Genomic DNA, 19,226 nt, shown 5'->3' with positions numbered 1-19,226 from the left:
TCGGCAACAGAACTCAACCCGGAAACTTGCTCGGAACGCGGCATTACCAACCGGAGGTGCTGGCTGGATTTTTACAATCACGCCCAGACCCCAGGCGTGACAGCTCGGTCAGGCTCGCCATACCCCGGTTACAGGTCGCAAAAACGTCAGACACTCTTTAAAACTCAGGCAGTCTTTAAACTCTGTCTTTTAAGGGCGCGACCTGAACAAAAAAAAGCCCCGGACCAGATCCGGGGCTTTTCCTTTTTAGACAGGCCGACCGATCAGGCCGATGTCACTTCAGCCGCTTCCGGACCTTTCTGGCCCTGCACAACCTTGACATTCACACCCTGACCTTCGTTCAGGCTGCTCAGCCCGGACCGCTCAAGAGCAGATGCGTGAATGAAGATGTCCTTGCCGCCACCTTCAGGCGTAATGAAGCCAAAGCCCTTGACTGCATTGTACCACTTGACGGTACCACGCGTGTCTTCAGCGCTGCTCAGATCAGGAGCAGGGCGTGCGGGACGCGCACCAAAACCGGGACGACCACCAGGAGCCGCGCTACGCGGGCGTTCGGGCTGGGCGGTGCTTTCATCGACGGAGATGACTTCGGCAACCTGGCGCCCCTTGGGGCCCTGACCGATACGCACAACCAGGGTAGCACCAGGGTTTACGCCCTGTACACCAGCCTGAGACAGTGCATTGGCGTGCAGGAAGACGTCGCCCGAACCATCAGCCAGCTCAACGAAGCCGAAGCCTTTTTCACCGTTGAACCACTTGACGGCCGCGCCAACTTCCGGACCGGAAGCCACGACCTGCGGACCGCCGCCCGGCGTCCGGCGCGGAGCAAAGCCCCCACGATCCCCGAAGGAGGGACGTTCGCCAAAAGAAGGCATCGGCATGTAATCGTCATCAAATCCGCCGCGGCGAGGTGATCTGGGGCTGCGGTCGGTCCTGTTACTTTTCAACGGTCTTGATCCTGGAGTGCGGAGAAGGCAGACGCTTCTCGGAATATTGAAAAATGGGCAGATCGCCGGAACAGGTTGACAGGTTCACCTAGTTTGAACAAAAACCCACCGTTCCCCGGTCCTGAGAATTCTGCAATATACCCGCTGTTTCCGTAGCACAGCACGTAGCGGACGGCTACAGAAAAGCACGTAATCCCCCACGGGTTCACCTATCTTTTCCATTTCTCACATTTTTGTGATGCGGCATGCATACCATCCCGCGTGACATCGCACCCATTCAGTCCCATCCGGGGAAACAGGGTTCCGCGCAGCCCCGCAATCCTTTAAACATGCGCCATGAGAAACTGCCCGCCCTGAAGGCCATAGGAGAAGCCCGTGTCTGCCGACACCAAACCATTGCCCTGCGTCAGACGCGCCACCCTGGCTTCCCTTTTGATTCTGGGTGGAACGGCCCTGTTCATACCCCTACAGGCCAGCGCCACCCCGGCGGCGGACAACCAGGGCACATGGACCATTCAGGGTGAAAACGACGCGGCGTCCACCCTCAAGGGCACGTCAGATCAGTATTATACCAGTGGCGAGCGTATCAACTGGACATCGGGCACCAATACGCTGCCCACACCGATTGCCGCCATCAGCAAGGCAATCTGGGGCGCGGGGGTCCAGCGGATCAGCATCGGCCTGCAGCAACTGATCTTCACGCCGCGCGATACGCAGGTGTCCAGCCCCTGGGGACCGGGACCGCAACAGACCAGCCGCCTGCGTGACCGGCCCTATGCGGGCCTGCTGCTTGGCTCGGTCAACCTGATTACCGACACGGACACCACGCGCAGCGTGTTCGGGATTGAATTCGGCGTCATGGGTCCGGCGGGGCTGGGCCAGAAAGTGCAGAACGGCTTTCACAACCTGATCGGGGACACCCCCAACCAGGGCTGGGCGCACCAGTTGCAGAACCAGCCCATTTTTCAGGTTCAGGGCGGCCGAATCTGGCGTATGCCGCTGGGTCAAGTGGCGGGGATCGAATTCGACACGCTGCCGTCAGGCTCCGCCGCCATTGGCGATTACCAGATTTATGGCCGAATCGGTGACATGATCCGCATAGGGCAGGGGCTCAATGCCGATTTCGGCATTCCCACCATTCAGGCCGCCGGCACGGACGGCACGGACGCCTACAAGTCACAGCGCCCCTTTGCCTGGTATGTATTCGGCGGCGTCGAGGGAGAGGCTGTCGCCTACGATGCCTCGCTCCAGGGCAACACCATGCGCTCGAATTCCCTGCATGTGATCAAGAAGTGGGATGTGGGTGAAATTCATGCAGGTCTTGCATTCATGTTCTGCGGTCTTCGGGTGTCCTACAGCCAGGTCTGGCAGACACAGCAGTTCAACGGCGCGAAATCCGGCCTGTTCAACTATGGTTCGGTGACGGTTTCAGCGAAATTCTGAGACAAAATTGCCTAAATTGTGGGCGAAAGAATAAAAATAGGGCAAAAAGTAGCATATTTACGCCCTGTTTTGTGGTTTTTGCGTCACTACCCTTAAGAGGTGCTTTATTTTGAGGCGCAAGCCTCCTGTTTGATGTAGCGCAACCTCATACCCCCCTCTAAGCTTTGAAACAGAGAGATCGATTGTGGTTTCGAGGGGAACGCAGAACTTATGTTGTACGATTCTGAAACAGCACGTGCCTGCAACATCATTCCATTCCAGATGGAAATTCTCTCCCGCCATCGCGATTACCTTAATCGCTGGGTCGAGGCGGGTATGCCCATGGGCGTAAGCGACGCGGATATTTTCCCCGCCGAACAGAAACAGGCTGGCATATCGTCAGGCTACGTTCTGGTCTGGGTGCGCGAAACCCCCGACCCGGCCTACAAAGTCTATTCCCGTGGCAATCGCTGGGTGGTCATGGATGCCATCCGTGACACGGCACTGGGTAATTTCACGTCATTCGCCGACGCCCTGAACATGATCCGCCCCGTTCTGCCCCGCGAACAGAATATCGTGGCGGCATAAAACCCCGAATTTACCTCGGCTTGCAGTTTCTCTCTTTCTCCAAACCGCCTTTACCAGCTTCTGGGAAGGCGGTTTTTTATTTTTCGTGCCTTGCAACACCTGCAAAGGATGCCGGTATCTTCAATTAAGGGATTGCCTAGGGCATTTCTCCTGCTGCAAGGACAGGGCACACTTCTCCGCCTGACCAGACCAGCGCAAAGGACCGCATGATGAACACCCTCACCCTCGCATATCCAGCCTCCACCGTGCATGAGGCGACAGCGGCGGCCATCATCCGTGTTCTGGAAGCCAATGACGTCGAGCCGGAAATTGTCACCGGCCCCAAGGAGGCTCTTGCCGCCCTGCTGCGCAAGAACGAAATCGACCTGTATGTGGCGGCATGGCTGCCCGAGGATGAAGCCGAACTGATCGGCCCCGGCATTACCCCCTTGGGGGACCTGTTCCAGCCCGGTGCGTGCTGCTGCATTTCCGCCGAAGAGACGGCCATGACTTCTCTGGCCGATATTGCCCGGGCCGGGCCGGAACTCTCCCGCAGTATCGTCACGCCGCAATCACTCGAACAGCCCATGCGGAAGGTTCTTGAAACCTATGGCCTTGCGGCGGCTGGCTTTACGCTCAAGGTCCTGCCTGATGAGGAAGCACTGGCCGAACTGAACGCCGCCCTCACGCGCAAGGATCTGGTTCTGATGCCGCTGGTGCAGCCTTGCTTCCTGTTCCACCAGGGCGGGTTCACGATCCTGTCGGACCCGCAAGGCGCGTTCGGACCCGAACAGCATGCCCGTATGCTGCTGCGCGCCGGACTGGACACGGAGCTTGAGCAGGACCTGCTCGACGAACTGGATGAACTGATGCTGAGCGTAAAGATCATCAGCGCCATGGACTACGCCATGAGAGTCGACGGCATGACCGCGGATGAAGCCGCAGAGGCATGGCAGCGCGGCAGGCTTATTCCCCGCTAAGGGGGGGGAGCCGCTGATGGAAGACCACGACCGCGCGGATCGCCGCGATACAAGCCTTGCTGCCCAGTACGAGGCCTATCCTTACCCCGAGCGCAACCCGCAGGATGAGCTACGACGCCTGCTGATCGGCAGCCCCAGCCACCTGCGTGAAATCGATTACTGGGTTTTCGGCGCGCAACGGCCAACAAGCCTGCCACTGCGCGTGCTTGTGGCAGGGTGTGGCACGGGGGACGGCGCCATCATGCTGGCAACGCACCTCGCCCGTGCCCAGCGCCAGGGTGAGGTGATCTGCCTTGATCGCTCCAGAGCAGCACTGGATATTGCTCAGGCTCGCGCACAGGCCCGGCAACTGTCGAACATCCGCTTTGTCCAGGCGTCGCTGAATGCGCTGGATACGCTCGATCTAGGACTTTTTGATTATATCGACTGCTGTGGCGTGCTGCACCACCTGCCCGAGCCGGAGGCCGTACTGGCAGGCCTGACCCAGCTTCTGGCACCCGGTGGGGGCATGGGGCTGATGGTTTATGCTCCTTACGGACGCACCGGCGTCTATATGGTGCAGGACGCGCTGGCAAAGCTCGCGCCCATCGCGCAGTCACCCGAAGCGCGACTGGATATTGCCAGACGCGTCATGCGCGCACTGCCCGCCACGGCATGGCTGAGACAGAACGGTAATTTCGGGGACCATCTCTCAGGCGGGGATGCGGGGTTGTACGATCTTCTGCTCAACCCGCGCGATCGCAGTTATACGGTCACGACGTTCCTGGACCTGATGGACAAGGCGGGCCTTGAAGCCACCTGCCTTATGGAACCCGCGCGGTATGACCCGTCACTTTTCCTGCCCGACCCGCGCCTGCGCGCTCGTGTGGCGGAATTTCCCCCCCATGAACAGGCAGCCATAGCCGAGGATCTGACAGGCAACATGGCCACCCATGTCGCCTACGCCGTCCGCAAGGGATGCAGACCGACAAGGCCAGACCCGATGGATGTCGCGACTGTCCCGATCATGCGCGAAATCCCGGGCGATGAACTGGCACGGCAGATGCGCCCGGACAACACACTTGCCTTTTCTTTCGGCACCCTTGTCGTGCCCGTTGCATTGCCACCGCAGGCCCGCGGCATTCTGCCCCTGATCGACGGTGAACGTAACGTAGGCCAGCTGGCCGAAATTCTGGCCTCTCGCGGAGTGGGGGAAACCAAATTCCGCCAGGTCTGGCGCGAAAGCTTTGACATGCTCGAACGCCTGAACCGCGTTCTGCTGCGCCCGCCGCCATGATACCCAAGGGAGGCCCCGACTCCACGCCAGAACCGGGGCCAGTTACAGAGCCCCAGCCACCATGCGGCACCACCCGCACCAGCGCCCCACCGGGCGGGGTGGTGGCGATCATCATTTTTGGCGCGGCTCTCCGCCCTGATGGCACGCCCACACAGTCCCTGCGCAACAGGGTTGACAGCGCCGTGGCGACAGGGCGGAAAATAGCCAATGCGCTATACATGCCCACCGGCGGTGTACCACGCGGCGGCGTGACCGAAGCCGCTGTCATGGAGCACCTGCTGCGCGATGCGGGTGTCCCTGGCAGCGCCATCCTGCCCGAACCCACAGCCGACGACACGCTGGCCTCCGTCAAGGCATGCAGCACACTGCTGGAGGCACTCGCACTTGCCCCGGACGCGTCTGTGCTTGTGGCAACCAGTCCGTTCCACCGTCTGCGCTGCATGCTGCTGATGCGCCTTGCAGGCTGGCGGGTAAAAGCCGTGCCCTTTTTATCCTCCGGCTCAAGCTCCGCCAGCGCCGCAAAACGCCTGTGGCGCCTGCTGCATGAACTGGTCGCAACACCGTGGGATGCACTGCTTATCCTGGCATGGCGTATTGTGCGGCGCTGAGACGCGCCTTATTCTCCGCACCACTTTTATAGCCCGCGCACAGGCACCTCTGGCTGAGTGTCCCGTCAACCGCATATGGCCACGGGACCCGCTTTTCAGCCCCGTGCATTTGGCCACATGCAGCCCAACCCTGTCGCGCGGGTCACATTGGACATAGTGAGATATTATGACCGTTTATGCTTTTGTTTTCCCCGGACAGGGCAGCCAGTCCGTAGGCATGGGACAGGACCTGGCCCTGGCTTTTCCCGCCGCGCGCGCCGTCTTTGAAGAAGTCGACGAAGCCCTTGGGGAACATCTTTCAAAAATCATTTTTGAAGGCCCCATGGATACGTTGACCAGCACGGAAAACGCCCAGCCCGCTCTTATGGCCATGTCCATGGCCGTCATGCGGGTGCTGGAGCAGGATGGCGGGCTGGATCTGTCCGCCACCGCCACGCTGCTCGCGGGGCATTCCCTGGGGGAATACACGGCCCTTGCCGCAGGCCGCGCGCTGGGTGTCGCCCAGACAGCCCGCCTGCTGCGCATGCGCGGTCAGGCAATGCAGAAAGCAGTCCCGGCGGGGGAAGGCGGCATGGCCGCCCTGATCGGTGTCACCCTGGCCCAGGCGGAGGAGATCTGCCAGCAGGCAGGCAAGACCGGCATTGTGGAAATTGCCAATGACAACGGTGGTGGCCAGATCGTGCTGTCAGGGGCCCTGGCCGGAATCGACGCGGCCATCGCCCTTGCCAAGGAGATGAAAATCAAGCGCGCGGTCAAGCTGCCGGTCTCCGCACCCTTTCATTCCTCGCTGATGAAACCGGCCGAAGATGTCATGGCCGAAGCGCTGGCGCAGGCCGACATCGCAGCTCCCATCGTGCCGGTTATCGCCAACGTCACGGCAGAGCGCGAAACCGATGCCGATACGATTCGGCGCAACCTTGTGCAACAGGTGACCGGCCGCGTGCGCTGGCATGAAAGTGTCAGCGCCATGGTGGGCATGGGGGTCGATACCTTTGTGGAAATCGGTGCGGGCAAGGTTCTGTCCGGACTGGTCCGGCGGATCGACCCGGAGGTTTCGGCTCTGTCCATCGGCACGCCGGCCGACATCGAAACTTTTTTGAAATCACTTTAAAAACAGCAGGTTCATCACAGCATGTTCAGAATCGAAGGTAAAACCGCCCTGGTCACGGGGGCATCTGGCGGCATTGGCAGCGCTATCGCGCAGGTGCTGCATGCGCAGGGGGCGAAAGTTGTCCTGTCCGGCACGCGGGAATCGGTCATTGCCCAGCAGGCGCAGGACCTGGGGCAGGGCAGGGCGTTTTACGCCACAGCCAACCTGAGCGAGCCTGCCGCCGCGGAGTCCCTGCTGGCAAAAGCCGAGGAACAGGCTGGCAGTCCGGTAGACATCCTGGTCAACAATGCCGGACTGACGCGCGATACGCTTGCCCTGCGCATGAAGGACGAAGACTGGAACCAGGTTCTGGACGTCGACCTCGCAGCACCTTTCCGCCTGTGCCGGACGGCGCTCAAGGGCATGCTGCGCCGCCGTGCCGGCCGTATTGTCAACATTGCCTCCATCATCGCGGCAACCGGCAATGCGGGCCAGGCCAATTATGCCGCCGCCAAGGCCGGTATGATCGGCATGAGCAAGTCCCTGGCGCAGGAAGCGGGGTCACGCGGGGTCACGGTCAACGTGGTCGCTCCGGGCTTTATCGTCACGCCCATGACCGACGTGCTCCCCGACGCGCAGAAGGAAAAACTGCTGGGCAGCATTCCTCTGGGCAGGCTTGGCAAGCCCGAGGACGTTGCCTCAGCCGTGCTCTACCTCGCCTCCGACGAAGCAGCCTGGGTGACTGGCGCTACACTGCACGTCAATGGCGGGATGGCCATGATCTGACCCCCTGCCACATCAGAAGCGGCTTGCACCGCCATAAGGGAAGGTGCAAAACATTTCGAGATGTGGCAGACAGACAACGCAAGCTCCATCACGCCGGGCTGACAAAGGACATATCTGTCGGGTTTGCCTTGGCGTAACGAAGGAAAACGTGCTAAGCGCCCGCAACTCCTGCTGCGTTGCAGAAAACGGGAAACAGGGTTTCCCTGTTTCTGCATCATGCGGGACTGTAGCGGATCAAGCACCTGAACACCCTGCCGCGGCGCGGTCAGGCATATGGGATACAAGGACAGATGAGCGAAATCGCTGATAAGGTTAAGAAGATCGTGGTCGAGCATCTCGGCGTCGAGGAAAGCAAGGTCACACCCGAAGCGTCGTTCATTGACGACCTGGGCGCTGACAGCCTTGACACCGTCGAGCTGGTGATGGCGTTTGAAGAAGCCTTCAATGTCGAAATCCCTGAAGACGCGGCGGAAAAAATCACCACGGTGAAAGACGCCATCGATTATATCGAAAAGCAGAAAGCCGCCTGAACACAGGTTTCTGCGGATAGTAATGGAAGGTCCCTCGGAAGACTGAGGGACCAATGGCGTGTCGAACAGGGAGCGGGCTGGTTTGTTACTGTCGGCCGGAGCGAATTCGGGACGGAGACGCGTTGTCGTCACCGGCATGGGCATCGTAGGACCTCTGGGTCTCGGTGTTGAGAACGTGTGGTCACGTCTGATTGCGGGAGAAAGCGGGATTGGCAAAATCACGCAGTTCGACCCAAGCGACCTGCCCGCACAGGTAGCAGGTGAAGTGCCGGAAGGCCCCACCGCTGACGGGAAACTGACTCTTTCGGAGTGGGTGCCTGTCAAAGACCAGCGCAAGATGGACCGCTTCATTCATATGGGGTTGGTCGCCGCGACCGAGGCGGTCGAGGATTCCGGCTGGAAACCTCAGACCGAGGAAGAAAAATGCCGCACCGGTGTCATGATCGGGTCTGGCATTGGCGGCCTGCAGACCATCTACGATGCGTCGATCACGGTGCATGAAGGGCGTGCGCGCCGGCTTTCGCCATTCTTCATTCCCTCTGCCCTGATCAATCTGGTCTCGGGGCATGTTTCCATCAAATACGGCTTTCAGGGTCCCAACCACTCTGTGGTGACAGCCTGCGCTACCGGCGTACACGCCATTGGCGATGCCGCGCGCCTTATCATGTTCGGCGATGCCGACGTGATGGTGGCAGGTGGCGCGGAAGCAACCGTATGCCCGCTGGGCATTGCCGGATTCTGTTCCGCCAGAGCGCTTTCCACCGGCTTCAATGACACGCCTCAGGCCGCGTCCCGCCCGTGGGACAAGGACCGCGACGGTTTTGTCATGGGCGAAGGTGCGGGTATTGTCGTGCTGGAAGAATACGAGCACGCCAAGGCCCGTGGCGCCAAGATCTATGGCGAAATCATCGGCTACGGCATGTCGGGCGATGCCTACCACATCACCGCACCGGCGGAAGGCCATTACGGGGCTTATCGCGCCATGCGGGCAGCCCTGCAAAGCGCTGGCCTGACTCCTGCGGATATCAACTACGTCAACGCCCATGGCACGTCCACCATGGCCGATGACCTCGAACTTGAAGCCGTGGAACGTCTTTTTGGCGATGACGCCAGTAAACTGGCCATGTCGTCCACAAAATCGGCCACGGGGCATCTGCTTGGTGCCGCAGGCGCTGTGGAGGCTATTTTCTCCATTCTTGCCATTCGGGACAATGTGGCCCCGCCCACACTGAACCTGGACAATCCGTCGCGTGAAAGCGTGATCGACCGCGTGGCGCATACGGCCCAGCAGCGCCGGATTGACGTTGCGTTGTCCAACAGCTTCGGTTTTGGCGGCACCAATGCCAGCCTGATCGTGCGTGGCGTCTAAGCGTAAAAGCCGGACACCACTGCCGCCAGCCAGGAAGGGAAGATTTTTTCTTCTCCGGTGGCTGGCGGCCTTTTCAGGTCTATGCCTGCTTGGCTTTGCTGCCATCGGCGCAATAGCCTGGCACGATTATACCCGCCCCGGACCGCTGGCTACCGGCCAGGATATTGTCATCCATAGGGGCGGCTATAGCGCAACACTTGCAACCTTGCAGGAAACGGGCGTTCTACGTCCGGGATCATGGACAGGCAGGCTTTTTCAGCTTTCCATTGCCCTGACCAGGAAGGACGGGCAGATCCATGCTGCGGAACTGCATTTTCCTGCCCAGGTCTCCATGAGCGAAACCTTATGGATTCTGCGTCATGGCAAGCCGGTGCTGCACCGGTTGACCGTGCCGGAAGGACTGACAGCTTACGATATTACCAATCTTCTCCTAAATGCGCCTTTTCTGACCGCCGATATCTCTCCCGCGGCAGAAGGAAGCGCGCTGCCGCAGACATACACTTACCTGCGTGACGAACCACGGGCTGATGTACTGGCACGCATGCAGGCTAAAATGGCCAGTACACTCGCCAGCATCTGGCAGGACCGTCAGCCCGGTCTCCCCCTCCAAAGTCCGCAGGATCTGCTTGTTCTGGCGTCTCTGGTGGAAAAGGAAACAGCCGTTCCGGCCGAGCGCCCACTGGTGGCCCGCGTTCTGGTGAACAGGCTGCAAAAAGGCATGAAACTTCAGACCGACCCGACGGTCATTTATGCTCTGACACAGGGCAGACCACCGCTGGGCCGCGCCCTGACACACACGGACCTGCAAACCCCCAGCGCGTATAATACCTATCTGAACACTGGCCTGCCGCCCGGTCCGATCTGCTCACCCGGACTGGCCGCGCTCGAAGCCGCGGCCCACCCGGCACAAAGCAATGCTCTGTATTTTGTCGCCAACGGGACCGGGGGGCATAATTTTGCGGCCACACTCAGCGAGCACAACAAGAACGTATCACTGTTCAGGGCGCAGCAGTCAGGCCGGTAGCCCGGGCCTCCACCCGGTCATGCTGCCCTATGAGGCACATTACAGCCGCAGCAAAGACCGACCGATCGCTGAGGGCTTGAGGGCTTGAGGGCTTGAGGGCTTGAGGGCAGGGCCGCGCGCGGCGCCGGGGCAAGTCGAACACAAAAGTGCTGATCCTGCCCGCCGTCCATTTTGTTGGCATCCTGCCCTGCGGGCAATGTCAGCGGCTGACAGGCCCGAGATTTTCCTGCCTGATGCCGCCACTCGGTGCGCTGGCCCCCACACTATCGCCTGTCGCGTCGCCCGAATACGTTGTACGGGGAGCAGCCTGAGGAGTGTAGCGCGAAGTATTCTGCGCGGCAGCCGGGGTCGTTTGGGCATAACGCATCAACACCCGGCGCAGCGGATCGGCATCAGGGTTGTTCACGCGCATGCTCACAAGAATATCTTCCGGGCCGACAGACTGCTTGTAATAGTCGCGGTTGACGTCGCTGTTGACAGTCAGCTTGCTTCCACCCAGTGAAACACCGGCAAAGACCCCCTGGGATTTCTGGGCGATCAGAATATCCGTATTCCGGGCACCTGCCGTACCACTGGCGGTGGCCGAACTCATATTGGCGAAAGATGCACCGGCATTGGAATCGAACTGGAACTGACTGTCCAGCAGAGCCTGCAACCCACGATCCGTCATGACGAAAAAGATGATCTGCGAACTCTGCACACCGAACTGTATGCCCATGGACGCGGAACTCAGCTTGTAAAAAGCAGGATCTGACCAGGACCCCCTGGCGTCACGGGCAAGAAGCACGCAGTCTCCGTGCGCGCCGCCAAAGCCGATCGACACCCGGAACATCGACGGGCAGACCATCACGGCGCGAGCGCTGGACAGGTTTCCTGTCAGGGTCGTCTGCTGGCTGCTGGAGCTGAAAATATCCTGAACACTCAGCGTTGCCTTGTCGACAATGGACTGTGCGTTTTCTGCCGCATAGGCTCGAACGGGGCCGGTCCCCAAGGCAACCGTTACCACAAGGGCAGAAACAGCAGACAGACGAAAGATGGAATACATGACCGGTTTTTCTCCACGGTAAGTCTGGCAGGACTGTTTAGCCTGGGCAGGAAAGCACTGTTTTATGGCGGCACAAAGGCCATTGGGGCATGCCCGTCACGTCAGGGCAATACCCACTGCGTGCGAAAGGGTGGAAGCAATATGCGGGTTAGCGGCCAGAATGGTTGCCCCGCCCGTAAGCCCGCCGTCACGCAAGAAAGGTGACACACATGCCCCGGCTTCGGCCAGTAGGGGAAGAGCGGCGGCGACATCCCACAGATTGATGACGATTTCAACATACCCGTCCAGCCGCCCGCTTGCGACATCCGCCAGCGCCAGAGCCCCGCAACCACCCGAGCGCGGCATGGCGCCAAGCGCCATGATGGCATCCATTTTTTCCATGAACACGGGTTTGGGAACACGCCCGCTCCATCCCATTTCGATCATGGCGCGGGTAGGGTCCGCGATCGGAGATGCCTGAATGGGCTTGCCGTTCAGGAACGCCCCAACCCCGCGCTGGGCTGTATAGACCTCGCCCAAAGCCGGGGCTTCGATCACGCCAGCCACGGGGTCGTCACCATCGAGCAGACCAAGCGAGACACACCACCGGCTGCGCCCCCGTGCATAATTGGAGGTACCGTCAATCGGGTCTACCACCCAGCGCAGGCTGCCTGTGCGTGTCATACCGCCTTCCTCGCCCTGAAACCCGTCATCGGGGAACATGGCCTGCATTCGTCTGGCAATGAACGCTTCCACCGCGCCATCCGTTTCGGTCAGCCAGTCCTGGGCGGATTTCAGCTGCGCCTCCGGTCCACCCGGCGGTGGTCGCATGGACATGGCCAGACGTGCGGCATCGTGCACGACAGCTTTGGCCGCTTCCAGGCGACATTCAAGGGCGGGGCTGGCATAAGGCATAGGGTTCATGGCTCCGGTTCTGGGCTGGGCTGGGCTGGGCTGGGCTATCTTAAACGCAAAACACCCGTTCAGGCGATGCCCGCTCCGCCATTCCGTCACGAACAGCCCCGACCGTCACAGGCTGGATGCACATCCGCTTAGCGGCCGGACTCTTTCGGCCAGCGCCGGTGCAGCCATAACCAGCTTTGCGGGTACTGCCTGATCCAGCTTTCCAGCCGGTCGTTGATCGTCTGTACAAGGGCCTGCGTATCGTGCTGCCGGTCGCCTGTATCGGGCAGGTCTAGAGGGGGTTCCACCACAACACGCAGCCGGGCCGGCCCCAGCCGCACCACATAGCCGGGAATAACAGGACAGCGATAGCGCAGCGCCATGGTGGCAAGGGCAGGGGCCGTCATGGCGGGCCTGCCGAAGAACGACGCCTCGATCCCGTCATTCATCTTCTGGTCCACCAGCATGCCCAGCCGCCCACCCCGCGCGACATAGGCAAGGGCTTCACGCGCGCCACGCGCCCCCTTGGCGAACAGCGGCATGGGGTTGTCCCCCATCGCGCGGTCACGCAGGGTACGGATCATCGTATCGATCAGCGGATTGGCCGCGGCCCGGTAGAAGGATGCAAAAGGCACGCCATGTCGCGCAACGGCAGGGGGCAGCATTTCCCAGTTTCCGATATGACCGGACATGAACAGAACAGAGCCGCCACGCTCGGCCTGGGCATGCAGATATTCCGCCCCCACGACCTCGAACCCGGGACCTGTCGACGTATTTTCCCGCAGGCTGGCAATATGGGGCAGTTCACCTATCGTACGGCCAAGGTTTTCCCATACCCCGCGCATGATCCGTTGGCGTGTGGCTGCATCCAGTTCGGGCATGGCCTGGCTCAGGTTGCTGATGGCAACCCGCGATACGGGCAGAAGCGGGCCAATGACGCGGCACACCCCCCCCGCCACCGACGACGCATGGTCCGGGCGCAGGCACCCCAGAAGCCACAGCAGCGTTCGGGCAAGCGCCGCCTCGATGCGTTGCCCAACCTGGCGCAAACTGTTGCTCATCGGGGCTTTCCCTCTCCGATCAGCGCCTCATCCGCGGCAAAACGTTCGAACAGAGTGGTGATGATCCATTCCGGATCGCTCGGATCCCGCCAGACCAGATCGACGCCAACTTCCGTAACCCCACGCCTGAAAGCCGGTGGCAGACGCACCGCATCCTTGGGGGTTGTAAGAAGGCAGGCATTCCCGGCCTGTGCAATATCTGACAGATGACGCATATCCCGGCTCTTATAAAAATAATGATCGGGATATGCGAGTGCCTGAACAAGATTGACACCAGCGGCACGCAGGCCTTCGAAAAATTTCTCCGGCCGGCCAAGCCCCGCGAATGCAACACAGGCTCTGGCCCCCAGAGCCACGACTTCGGCCGACTGCGCAAGCCCGGCCCTGAAAACCGGCAGATCGTATTCCGCAAGCGCAGGGAGAAAACCTGTTCGATCCGGACCAATCATCAGCACCGCACTGGCCCGCACAAATGCCTGTGCCGGGCGTTCCCGCAAGGGGCCGGCAGGCAGGACATGGCCGTTCCCGACCCCCGCCGATCCATCCACCACCAGCAGGGACAGGGTCTTGTGCAAGCCAGGGTTCTGGAAGCCGTCATCCATCAGCAGGCAGTCCGCGCCGGCGGCCACGGCCGCACGTGCGGTCCGCACACGATCGGCACCGACCCACACCGGGCAGAGACGGGCCAGCAGAAGGGGCTCATCCCCCACGTCACGGGCGGTATGCTGCACCAGATCGACCCGCGTGCCCTGCGCCGTACTGCCGCCGTACCCCCGGGTCAGCACATGGGGGTGGCGTCCCTCGCGGATCAGACGGCTTGCAAGGTCCATGACCACCGTCGTTTTCCCCGTTCCACCCGTGGTTATATTGCCGCAGCACAGAACAGGCACAGGTGCGCGCCACCCTGAGCGTTTCTGACGCCGCTGGGCCAGTTGCGCCACCACCGCTTCCAACGGGGACAGCAGCCACGGCCATAGCCGTGAGCGGGGATCGGCCCAGAAGGCAGGTGGCCTGACAGTCACCATAACGCCAGAATCTGCGCGGCCAGACGGTCCGGCAAAGCCTGATCCGCCGTTGCGACGGCATAGGCCATATCGGCCTGACGTGCACACTCGCCGGGATGCTGCATCATGCTCCGCAACCAGTCCGCAAGGGTTGGCGCGTCGGCCACCACCGTCACGCAGGAAGCCAGCCGTGCAAAGGCCTGATCGAAGTTCCCGGTCAGGGGGCCGGTAGCAAGCGCGCAATGCAGGCGGGCAGGCTCATACGGGTTATGGCCGCCACCTTTGCAACCGGGCAGGCTGTTGCCAATAAAAACACACGACGCCAGACGGAAAAACAGTCCAAGTTCACCCAGCGTATCGCAGACCCAGACAGCATCCTTATCTCCCGGCATTTGCCCCAGAGCCCTGCGCGGAGCGTGTGCCGCCATAGCAGACACCGTCTGGCCCCGTTCCGGATGGCGTGGCACGATAATCGTCAGCAGATCGGGGCTGTCGCGCCGGGCCAGTTCGGCCGCGCGGATAATCTGCTCTTCTTCCCCCGCATGGGTGGAGGCCGCCAGAAAAACAGGCCGCGCACCAATCCGGGCGCGCACCTGCCGCAATTCCTCTTCATCCACCGGCAAAGGCTGTGCGCAGGCTTTCAGGTCCCCGCTGGGCAGTTGCGTCCGTGCCCCCAACACACGCAGACGTTCGGCATCTTCCATGGAGCGGGCGCAGACCCAGGCAAAGCGTTCGAGCATTCTGCGGGCCACGCGCGGCATACGTCGCCACTGCCTGAAGGTGCTGTCAGACACGCGGCCATTGACCAGTACGACCGGAAGCAGGCGGGCATGACACAACCCAAGCATGTTGGGCCATAATTCACTTTCCGCGAACACGGCCACCTGGGGCTTCCAGTGGTCGAGAAAACGCCGTCCCCAACGGGGCACATCAAGCGGCATGAACTGGTGGATCACACGCGGGTGGCTGATCCGCTGCTCCAGCATGGCGGCGGCGGTGACCGTGCCGGTCGTGACCAGAACACCCAGTGCGGGAGAACGATCCAGACAGGCCTGAACCAGTGGCAGAACGGTCACCAGTTCCCCCACGCTGGCGGCATGGAACCAGGCAATATCCCCCCCCGGCCTCAAACGGGAGGCGAAACCCATTTTCTCACGCACCCGATGGGGCAGCTCCTTGCCGCGGGTCTGCCGCCAGCGCAGAAAAAAAGGCAAAACAGGTGTCAGCAACGTCGCTACACCATGCCATAGACCCGACGGACCCACGCGAGCGGGTTTGACAAAACATGTCTCCCGCTCGAACCCCTGGAGGAGGGGCATGTCGGGCCGCGAGCACAGGGCTGTGACGCGTTCAAGCGCGGTTTCAAGCTCATGGAGCTGCCCGGCCGTGGAACGGCCCTCCTGCCCGGCAGGCCCGAAAACGAGGGGAGCACCACATGCCAGCACCCCACGCCCGAAAGGAAGTGGCACCACCATTCTGTCCCAGGACCGGACACGCAGGCTGAAACAGGCCGCCCCGATGGGAATGACAGGCTTGTCCGACAGTCGCGCCAGCGCCAGCACGCCCTGCTGCGCCCGGCGGCGGGGCCCACGCGGACCATCGGGGGTAATGACCATATGGTCCCCCCGTTGCAGGCTGGCACGCATCTGGCGCAAAGCCGCGGCCCCACCCTTGTTCTTGCCCTTTGTGTCGGAAGACCCGGCAATGGACGAGATTCGCCATGGTGCGATCAGATCGGCGATCATGCGCCCATCCGCGTTCCGGCTTATCAGCACCCGCAGCCTGAGTGCCGGGTTTTGTGGTTCCGCCCACCACCACAAAACCGAGGTCAGGGGCAACACCTCGTGCCATAATGCGATGATGGCGGTGCGCCCGTCCTCTCTCGTCAGGTAGGGCATGGCCTCGCGGTCGATCACGAAGGTCCAGCGCGTTGTCCTGAGTGCGAAGCTCAGGTAGCCACGCAGGACCGCCAGCCCGCAGGACCGCAGCCCCGAACGGACAGGAGCGGACGCATCACGCACGATGCCCCCCCATCAGGCGGACAGCCATCTCCTGAACCCAAGCCCCTCCGCCCGTTCGTTCAGAAGCGAGGGCTGATACGCGATGGTAAAACGTGTATGCGCGTCCTGCCAGACCTGGCCATCGCTCCCTTCGGGGATGACAACCTGATCGACACCGCAACGCAGCAGGAACTCATACTGGTCGGGCAGGAAATGCCCACTGACCCGCACAATCCCCTTGTAATGCAGGTGTTCACGCAACGCCCGCGCCTGCGTGAACGGCCTGCCGTCACGAAAGATGGGAAAGGTCAGGCAGACCAGATCAAGCCGGGGCAGGGCAGCGGCAAGGTCCTCGACCCTGTCGGCTGTGGACAGGATAACACCAAGGCGCCCGCCACCGTTACGGCCCAGCCCTTCCGCCAGCCGGGACAGGGGTACCAGCACATCGCCCGTGGGCAGAACCTGTTCGTCCTGCGTGATCTGCCATGTATCCTCGATAATCTGGCCGTTCTCAAACAGCGGCATAAGCGGCGTCCTTAAATGGCGCCGTACCAAGACGGCGGCAGGTCTCTATAAAGCGTTCCCCCGGCGTGCGCCGGGCCAGATAGGTCTCGATGATACGCGCGATCGCATCGACCGTTTCATCCTCGGACATGGCGGCACCCAGTATCTGCCCGATGGAGGCATCTTCCCCCGCATTGCCGCCCAGCGTGATCTGGAAAGCTTCTTCCCCGCGCTTGTCTACGCCGAGAATACCGATATGCCCGGCATGATGATGACCGCAGGCATTGATGCAGCCTGAAATATTCAGCCGCAGGGAGCCGATTTCGCGCTGCAGGGAAATACTGGCAAACCGGGCGCTGAGCTTCTGGGCAATGGGAATGGAACGGGCATTGGCCAGAGCGCAGTAATCCAACCCGGGGCAGGCGATGATATCCGTCACCATGCCAACATTGGCCGTGCCCAGCCCCGCATCGGACAAGGCTTGCCACAGGGTGAACAGGTCGGCCTCGCGCACATGGGCCAGTACGACGTTCTGGATATGGGTCACGCGCAGTTCGCCAAAACTGTAGCGTTCCGCCAGATCGGCCAGAAGGTCCATCTGCGCGGACGTGACATCACCGGGAATGCCGCCCGAAGGTTTGCACGACACGGTAACACTGCAGTAGCCCGGCACTTTGTGCGGATGTATGTTCGAGGCAAGCCAGGCCGCGAAATCCGCGTCCGTCCTCTGATGGGCGGCAAGTTCTCTGGCCACGTCTGCCGCCGCATCGGGGGACACGGCTTCGAAGGCCGGCGCCCCAAAACGGGCCCGTATGGCTTCGACCAGTTCCGCGGGCAGGTGGTAGCGGCTGCGGTCCATGGCGGCGAACTCCGCATTCACCTTGTCAAGGAACGCATCCCGCCCAAGAGCCTGCACCAGAATCTTGATGCGCGCCTTGTAGATGTTATCCCGCCGACCGTATTCGTTATAAACACGCAGAATGGCTTCGAGATAGGCGATCAGGTCTTCCTCGGGCAGGTCGTTACGCAGGCTGACGCCGATCACCGGCGTGCGCCCCAGCCCACCGCCGACAAACACCTCGAACACCGGCCGACCGTTCTCACCCATGCGCGCCAGAAGCCCGACATCGTGGAAGCGCGCGGCCACACGGTCCTGCTCGCTGCCGGAAATGGCGATCTTGAACTTGCGCGGCAGGAACGTGAATTCGGGGTGCAGGGTCGACCACTGCCGCAGGATTTCGGCATGCACACGCGGGTCGAGCACCTCATCGCGCGCGGCACCGGCAAACTGGTCCGATGTCACGTTGCGAATGCAGTTGCCGCTGGTCTGGATGGCATGCATTTCCGCATCGGCCAGAATATCCAGAATGGCAGGCGTATCTTCAAGCCTGATCCAGTTGAACTGAATGTTCTGCCGTGTCGTGAAGTGCCCGTAATCGCGGTCAAAGGTACGCGCAATGTGCGCCAGCGTACGCATTTGCGGGGCACTGATGACACCATAAGGCACGGCAACACGCAGCATATAGGCGTGCAGTTGCAGGTACAGCCCGTTCATGAGCCGCAGCGGCTTGAATTCATCCTCGCTCAGTTCGCCGGACAGGCGGCGGCGCACCTGGTCACGAAACTGGTCGACCCGCTGCTTCAGGAAGGTGTGATCGACCTTGTCATAGGTGTAACGCCCGACCGAAAGAGCAGGCTGGGGGGAATGCGGCATTGTTCTGTCTGTCCTGCCTGACGGTTTCAGGCGTCTGCGGTTCTGGTAGCGGCGTTCGGCGTCGGTGGTTGCCACAGGGGCGTGAATTCGGAGTGTACACTGGGACCGAACGCACGGATCTGCTCGCGGGTTGTCACGGGCTCGGGACCGGACGACCCGGGCTCGACCTGCACGCCGTAAATGCCAACCACCGCGTCACGCGCGGCACATGCAGTCTGCCGCGCCAGCACATCGACCATATCGTTATTGGAGAAGGTCTGCGCCTGTTTGATGGTCAGGCCCCAGGTCCCGTTCGGTTCAAGCCATACAATCCGCCCGTCGAGCAGGCGGTTTGCGGTCACGACACTGAGCCCGTCAGCATCCCGGCGATTGTTCCTGCGATCCACACTCATACCTTTCCGGCACGTTTCCCATCCG

19 protein-coding genes are annotated in these 19,226 nt (G+C 61.4%); 10 read left to right on the top strand and 9 right to left on the bottom strand.

All coding sequences use genetic code 11. The features are described 5' to 3' along the window. Window positions 1-263 precede the first annotated feature (263 nt). A complete protein-coding gene (locus ABF990_RS01155; RefSeq protein ID WP_415490028.1) occupies window positions 264-947 on the bottom strand; it encodes a cold-shock protein in 684 nt (227 codons plus the stop codon). Between the two features lie 375 nt (window positions 948-1,322). On the opposite strand from ABF990_RS01155, the gene ABF990_RS01150 reads away from it, so the two are divergent. The 10 genes from ABF990_RS01150 to mltG all read left to right on the top strand — a co-directional run bounded on the left by ABF990_RS01150 (window position 1,323) and on the right by mltG (window position 10,599). Then, entirely contained in the window at window positions 1,323-2,390 is a 1,068-nt protein-coding gene (locus ABF990_RS01150) for a lipid A deacylase LpxR family protein (RefSeq protein ID WP_415490027.1), read from the top strand. 210 nt (window positions 2,391-2,600) lie between these two features. Beyond that, a complete protein-coding gene (locus ABF990_RS01145) occupies window positions 2,601-2,957 on the top strand; it encodes a hypothetical protein (protein WP_415490026.1) in 357 nt (118 codons plus the stop codon). A gap of 206 nt (window positions 2,958-3,163) precedes the next feature. Further along, window positions 3,164-3,916: a glycine betaine ABC transporter substrate-binding protein gene (locus ABF990_RS01140; protein ID WP_415490025.1), complete on the top strand. Its 753-nt coding sequence runs from the start codon at window positions 3,164-3,166 to the stop codon at window positions 3,914-3,916. A 16-nt stretch (window positions 3,917-3,932) separates the two neighbouring features. Next, window positions 3,933-5,192, top strand: a complete 1,260-nt coding sequence (locus ABF990_RS01135; RefSeq protein WP_415490024.1) for a class I SAM-dependent methyltransferase — start codon at window positions 3,933-3,935, stop codon at window positions 5,190-5,192. Next, complete coding sequence (locus ABF990_RS01130) at window positions 5,189-5,800, top strand: YdcF family protein (RefSeq protein ID WP_415490023.1); 612 nt, start codon at window positions 5,189-5,191, stop codon at window positions 5,798-5,800. Before ABF990_RS01135 ends, ABF990_RS01130 begins: the two co-directional genes overlap by 4 nt. A gap of 166 nt (window positions 5,801-5,966) precedes the next feature. Continuing rightward, window positions 5,967-6,911 (top strand): ACP S-malonyltransferase, encoded by a 945-nt coding sequence (fabD, locus tag ABF990_RS01125; RefSeq protein ID WP_415499581.1) that lies wholly within the window; start codon window positions 5,967-5,969, stop codon window positions 6,909-6,911. A gap of 21 nt (window positions 6,912-6,932) precedes the next feature. After that, entirely contained in the window at window positions 6,933-7,676 is a 744-nt protein-coding gene (gene fabG, locus ABF990_RS01120; RefSeq protein ID WP_415499582.1) for a 3-oxoacyl-[acyl-carrier-protein] reductase, read from the top strand. Between the two features lie 290 nt (window positions 7,677-7,966). Then, window positions 7,967-8,206, top strand: a complete 240-nt coding sequence (locus tag ABF990_RS01115) for an acyl carrier protein (RefSeq protein WP_025825175.1) — start codon at window positions 7,967-7,969, stop codon at window positions 8,204-8,206. A gap of 58 nt (window positions 8,207-8,264) precedes the next feature. Then, entirely contained in the window at window positions 8,265-9,575 is a 1,311-nt protein-coding gene (fabF, locus tag ABF990_RS01110) for a beta-ketoacyl-ACP synthase II (RefSeq protein ID WP_415490020.1), read from the top strand. Then, a complete protein-coding gene (gene mltG, locus ABF990_RS01105) occupies window positions 9,565-10,599 on the top strand; it encodes an endolytic transglycosylase MltG (RefSeq protein WP_415499583.1) in 1,035 nt (344 codons plus the stop codon). Before fabF ends, mltG begins: the two co-directional genes overlap by 11 nt. Window positions 10,600-10,798: 199 nt before the next feature. On the opposite strand, the gene ABF990_RS01100 is transcribed toward mltG, so the two are convergent. The 8 genes from ABF990_RS01100 to ABF990_RS01065 all read right to left on the bottom strand — a co-directional run bounded on the left by ABF990_RS01100 (window position 10,799) and on the right by ABF990_RS01065 (window position 19,195). Continuing rightward, the gene (locus ABF990_RS01100; RefSeq protein ID WP_415490018.1) at window positions 10,799-11,644 is read right to left on the bottom strand and encodes a lipid-binding SYLF domain-containing protein; all 846 of its coding nucleotides are present in this window, start codon (window positions 11,642-11,644) and stop codon (window positions 10,799-10,801) included. A 96-nt stretch (window positions 11,645-11,740) separates the two neighbouring features. Next, window positions 11,741-12,538 (bottom strand): inositol monophosphatase family protein, encoded by a 798-nt coding sequence (locus tag ABF990_RS01095; protein ID WP_415499646.1) that lies wholly within the window; start codon window positions 12,536-12,538, stop codon window positions 11,741-11,743. A gap of 137 nt (window positions 12,539-12,675) precedes the next feature. Further along, on the bottom strand, window positions 12,676-13,587 hold the full coding sequence (locus tag ABF990_RS01090) for a lauroyl acyltransferase (RefSeq protein WP_415499584.1): 912 nt from the start codon (window positions 13,585-13,587) through the stop codon (window positions 12,676-12,678). Next, window positions 13,584-14,612, bottom strand: coding sequence for a tetraacyldisaccharide 4'-kinase (lpxK, locus tag ABF990_RS01085; RefSeq protein ID WP_415499585.1), 1,029 nt, complete (start codon window positions 14,610-14,612; stop codon window positions 13,584-13,586). The genes ABF990_RS01090 and lpxK overlap by 4 nt, the downstream gene beginning before the upstream one ends. Beyond that, window positions 14,606-16,612 (bottom strand): glycosyltransferase N-terminal domain-containing protein, encoded by a 2,007-nt coding sequence (locus ABF990_RS01080; RefSeq protein ID WP_415499586.1) that lies wholly within the window; start codon window positions 16,610-16,612, stop codon window positions 14,606-14,608. The genes lpxK and ABF990_RS01080 overlap by 7 nt, the downstream gene beginning before the upstream one ends. 12 nt (window positions 16,613-16,624) lie before the next feature. Then, on the bottom strand, window positions 16,625-17,116 hold the full coding sequence (locus tag ABF990_RS01075; protein WP_415499587.1) for a DUF934 domain-containing protein: 492 nt from the start codon (window positions 17,114-17,116) through the stop codon (window positions 16,625-16,627). After that, window positions 17,103-18,809 (bottom strand): nitrite/sulfite reductase, encoded by a 1,707-nt coding sequence (locus ABF990_RS01070; RefSeq protein WP_415499588.1) that lies wholly within the window; start codon window positions 18,807-18,809, stop codon window positions 17,103-17,105. The genes ABF990_RS01075 and ABF990_RS01070 overlap by 14 nt, the downstream gene beginning before the upstream one ends. A gap of 26 nt (window positions 18,810-18,835) precedes the next feature. Then, the gene (locus ABF990_RS01065; RefSeq protein WP_415490640.1) at window positions 18,836-19,195 is read right to left on the bottom strand and encodes a DUF2849 domain-containing protein; all 360 of its coding nucleotides are present in this window, start codon (window positions 19,193-19,195) and stop codon (window positions 18,836-18,838) included. Window positions 19,196-19,226: the final 31 nt, after the last annotated feature.

This window comes from Acetobacter sp., assembly GCF_047723915.1.
Lineage (GTDB): Bacteria > Pseudomonadota > Alphaproteobacteria > Acetobacterales > Acetobacteraceae > Acetobacter.
This window is presented reverse-complemented; position numbering and strand designations above follow the sequence as displayed.

Bases quoted from the DNA above. Each gene is read 5' to 3' on its own strand.
- lpxK (WP_415499585.1), bottom strand. From the start codon at position 14,612: ATGGTGACTGTCAGGCCACCTGCCTTCTGGGCCGATCCCCGCTCACGG.
- ABF990_RS01145 (WP_415490026.1), top strand. From the start codon at position 2,601: ATGTTGTACGATTCTGAAACAGCACGTGCCTGCAACATCATTCCATTC.
- ABF990_RS01090 (WP_415499584.1), bottom strand. From the start codon at position 13,587: ATGAGCAACAGTTTGCGCCAGGTTGGGCAACGCATCGAGGCGGCGCTT.
- ABF990_RS01115 (WP_025825175.1), top strand. From the start codon at position 7,967: ATGAGCGAAATCGCTGATAAGGTTAAGAAGATCGTGGTCGAGCATCTC.
- ABF990_RS01100 (WP_415490018.1), bottom strand. From the start codon at position 11,644: ATGTATTCCATCTTTCGTCTGTCTGCTGTTTCTGCCCTTGTGGTAACG.
- ABF990_RS01130 (WP_415490023.1), top strand. From the start codon at position 5,189: ATGATACCCAAGGGAGGCCCCGACTCCACGCCAGAACCGGGGCCAGTT.
- fabD (WP_415499581.1), top strand. From the start codon at position 5,967: ATGACCGTTTATGCTTTTGTTTTCCCCGGACAGGGCAGCCAGTCCGTA.
- ABF990_RS01140 (WP_415490025.1), top strand. From the start codon at position 3,164: ATGATGAACACCCTCACCCTCGCATATCCAGCCTCCACCGTGCATGAG.
- ABF990_RS01135 (WP_415490024.1), top strand. From the start codon at position 3,933: ATGGAAGACCACGACCGCGCGGATCGCCGCGATACAAGCCTTGCTGCC.
- fabG (WP_415499582.1), top strand. From the start codon at position 6,933: ATGTTCAGAATCGAAGGTAAAACCGCCCTGGTCACGGGGGCATCTGGC.
- ABF990_RS01070 (WP_415499588.1), bottom strand. From the start codon at position 18,809: ATGCCGCATTCCCCCCAGCCTGCTCTTTCGGTCGGGCGTTACACCTAT.
- ABF990_RS01075 (WP_415499587.1), bottom strand. From the start codon at position 17,116: ATGCCGCTGTTTGAGAACGGCCAGATTATCGAGGATACATGGCAGATC.
- ABF990_RS01095 (WP_415499646.1), bottom strand. From the start codon at position 12,538: ATGCCTTATGCCAGCCCCGCCCTTGAATGTCGCCTGGAAGCGGCCAAA.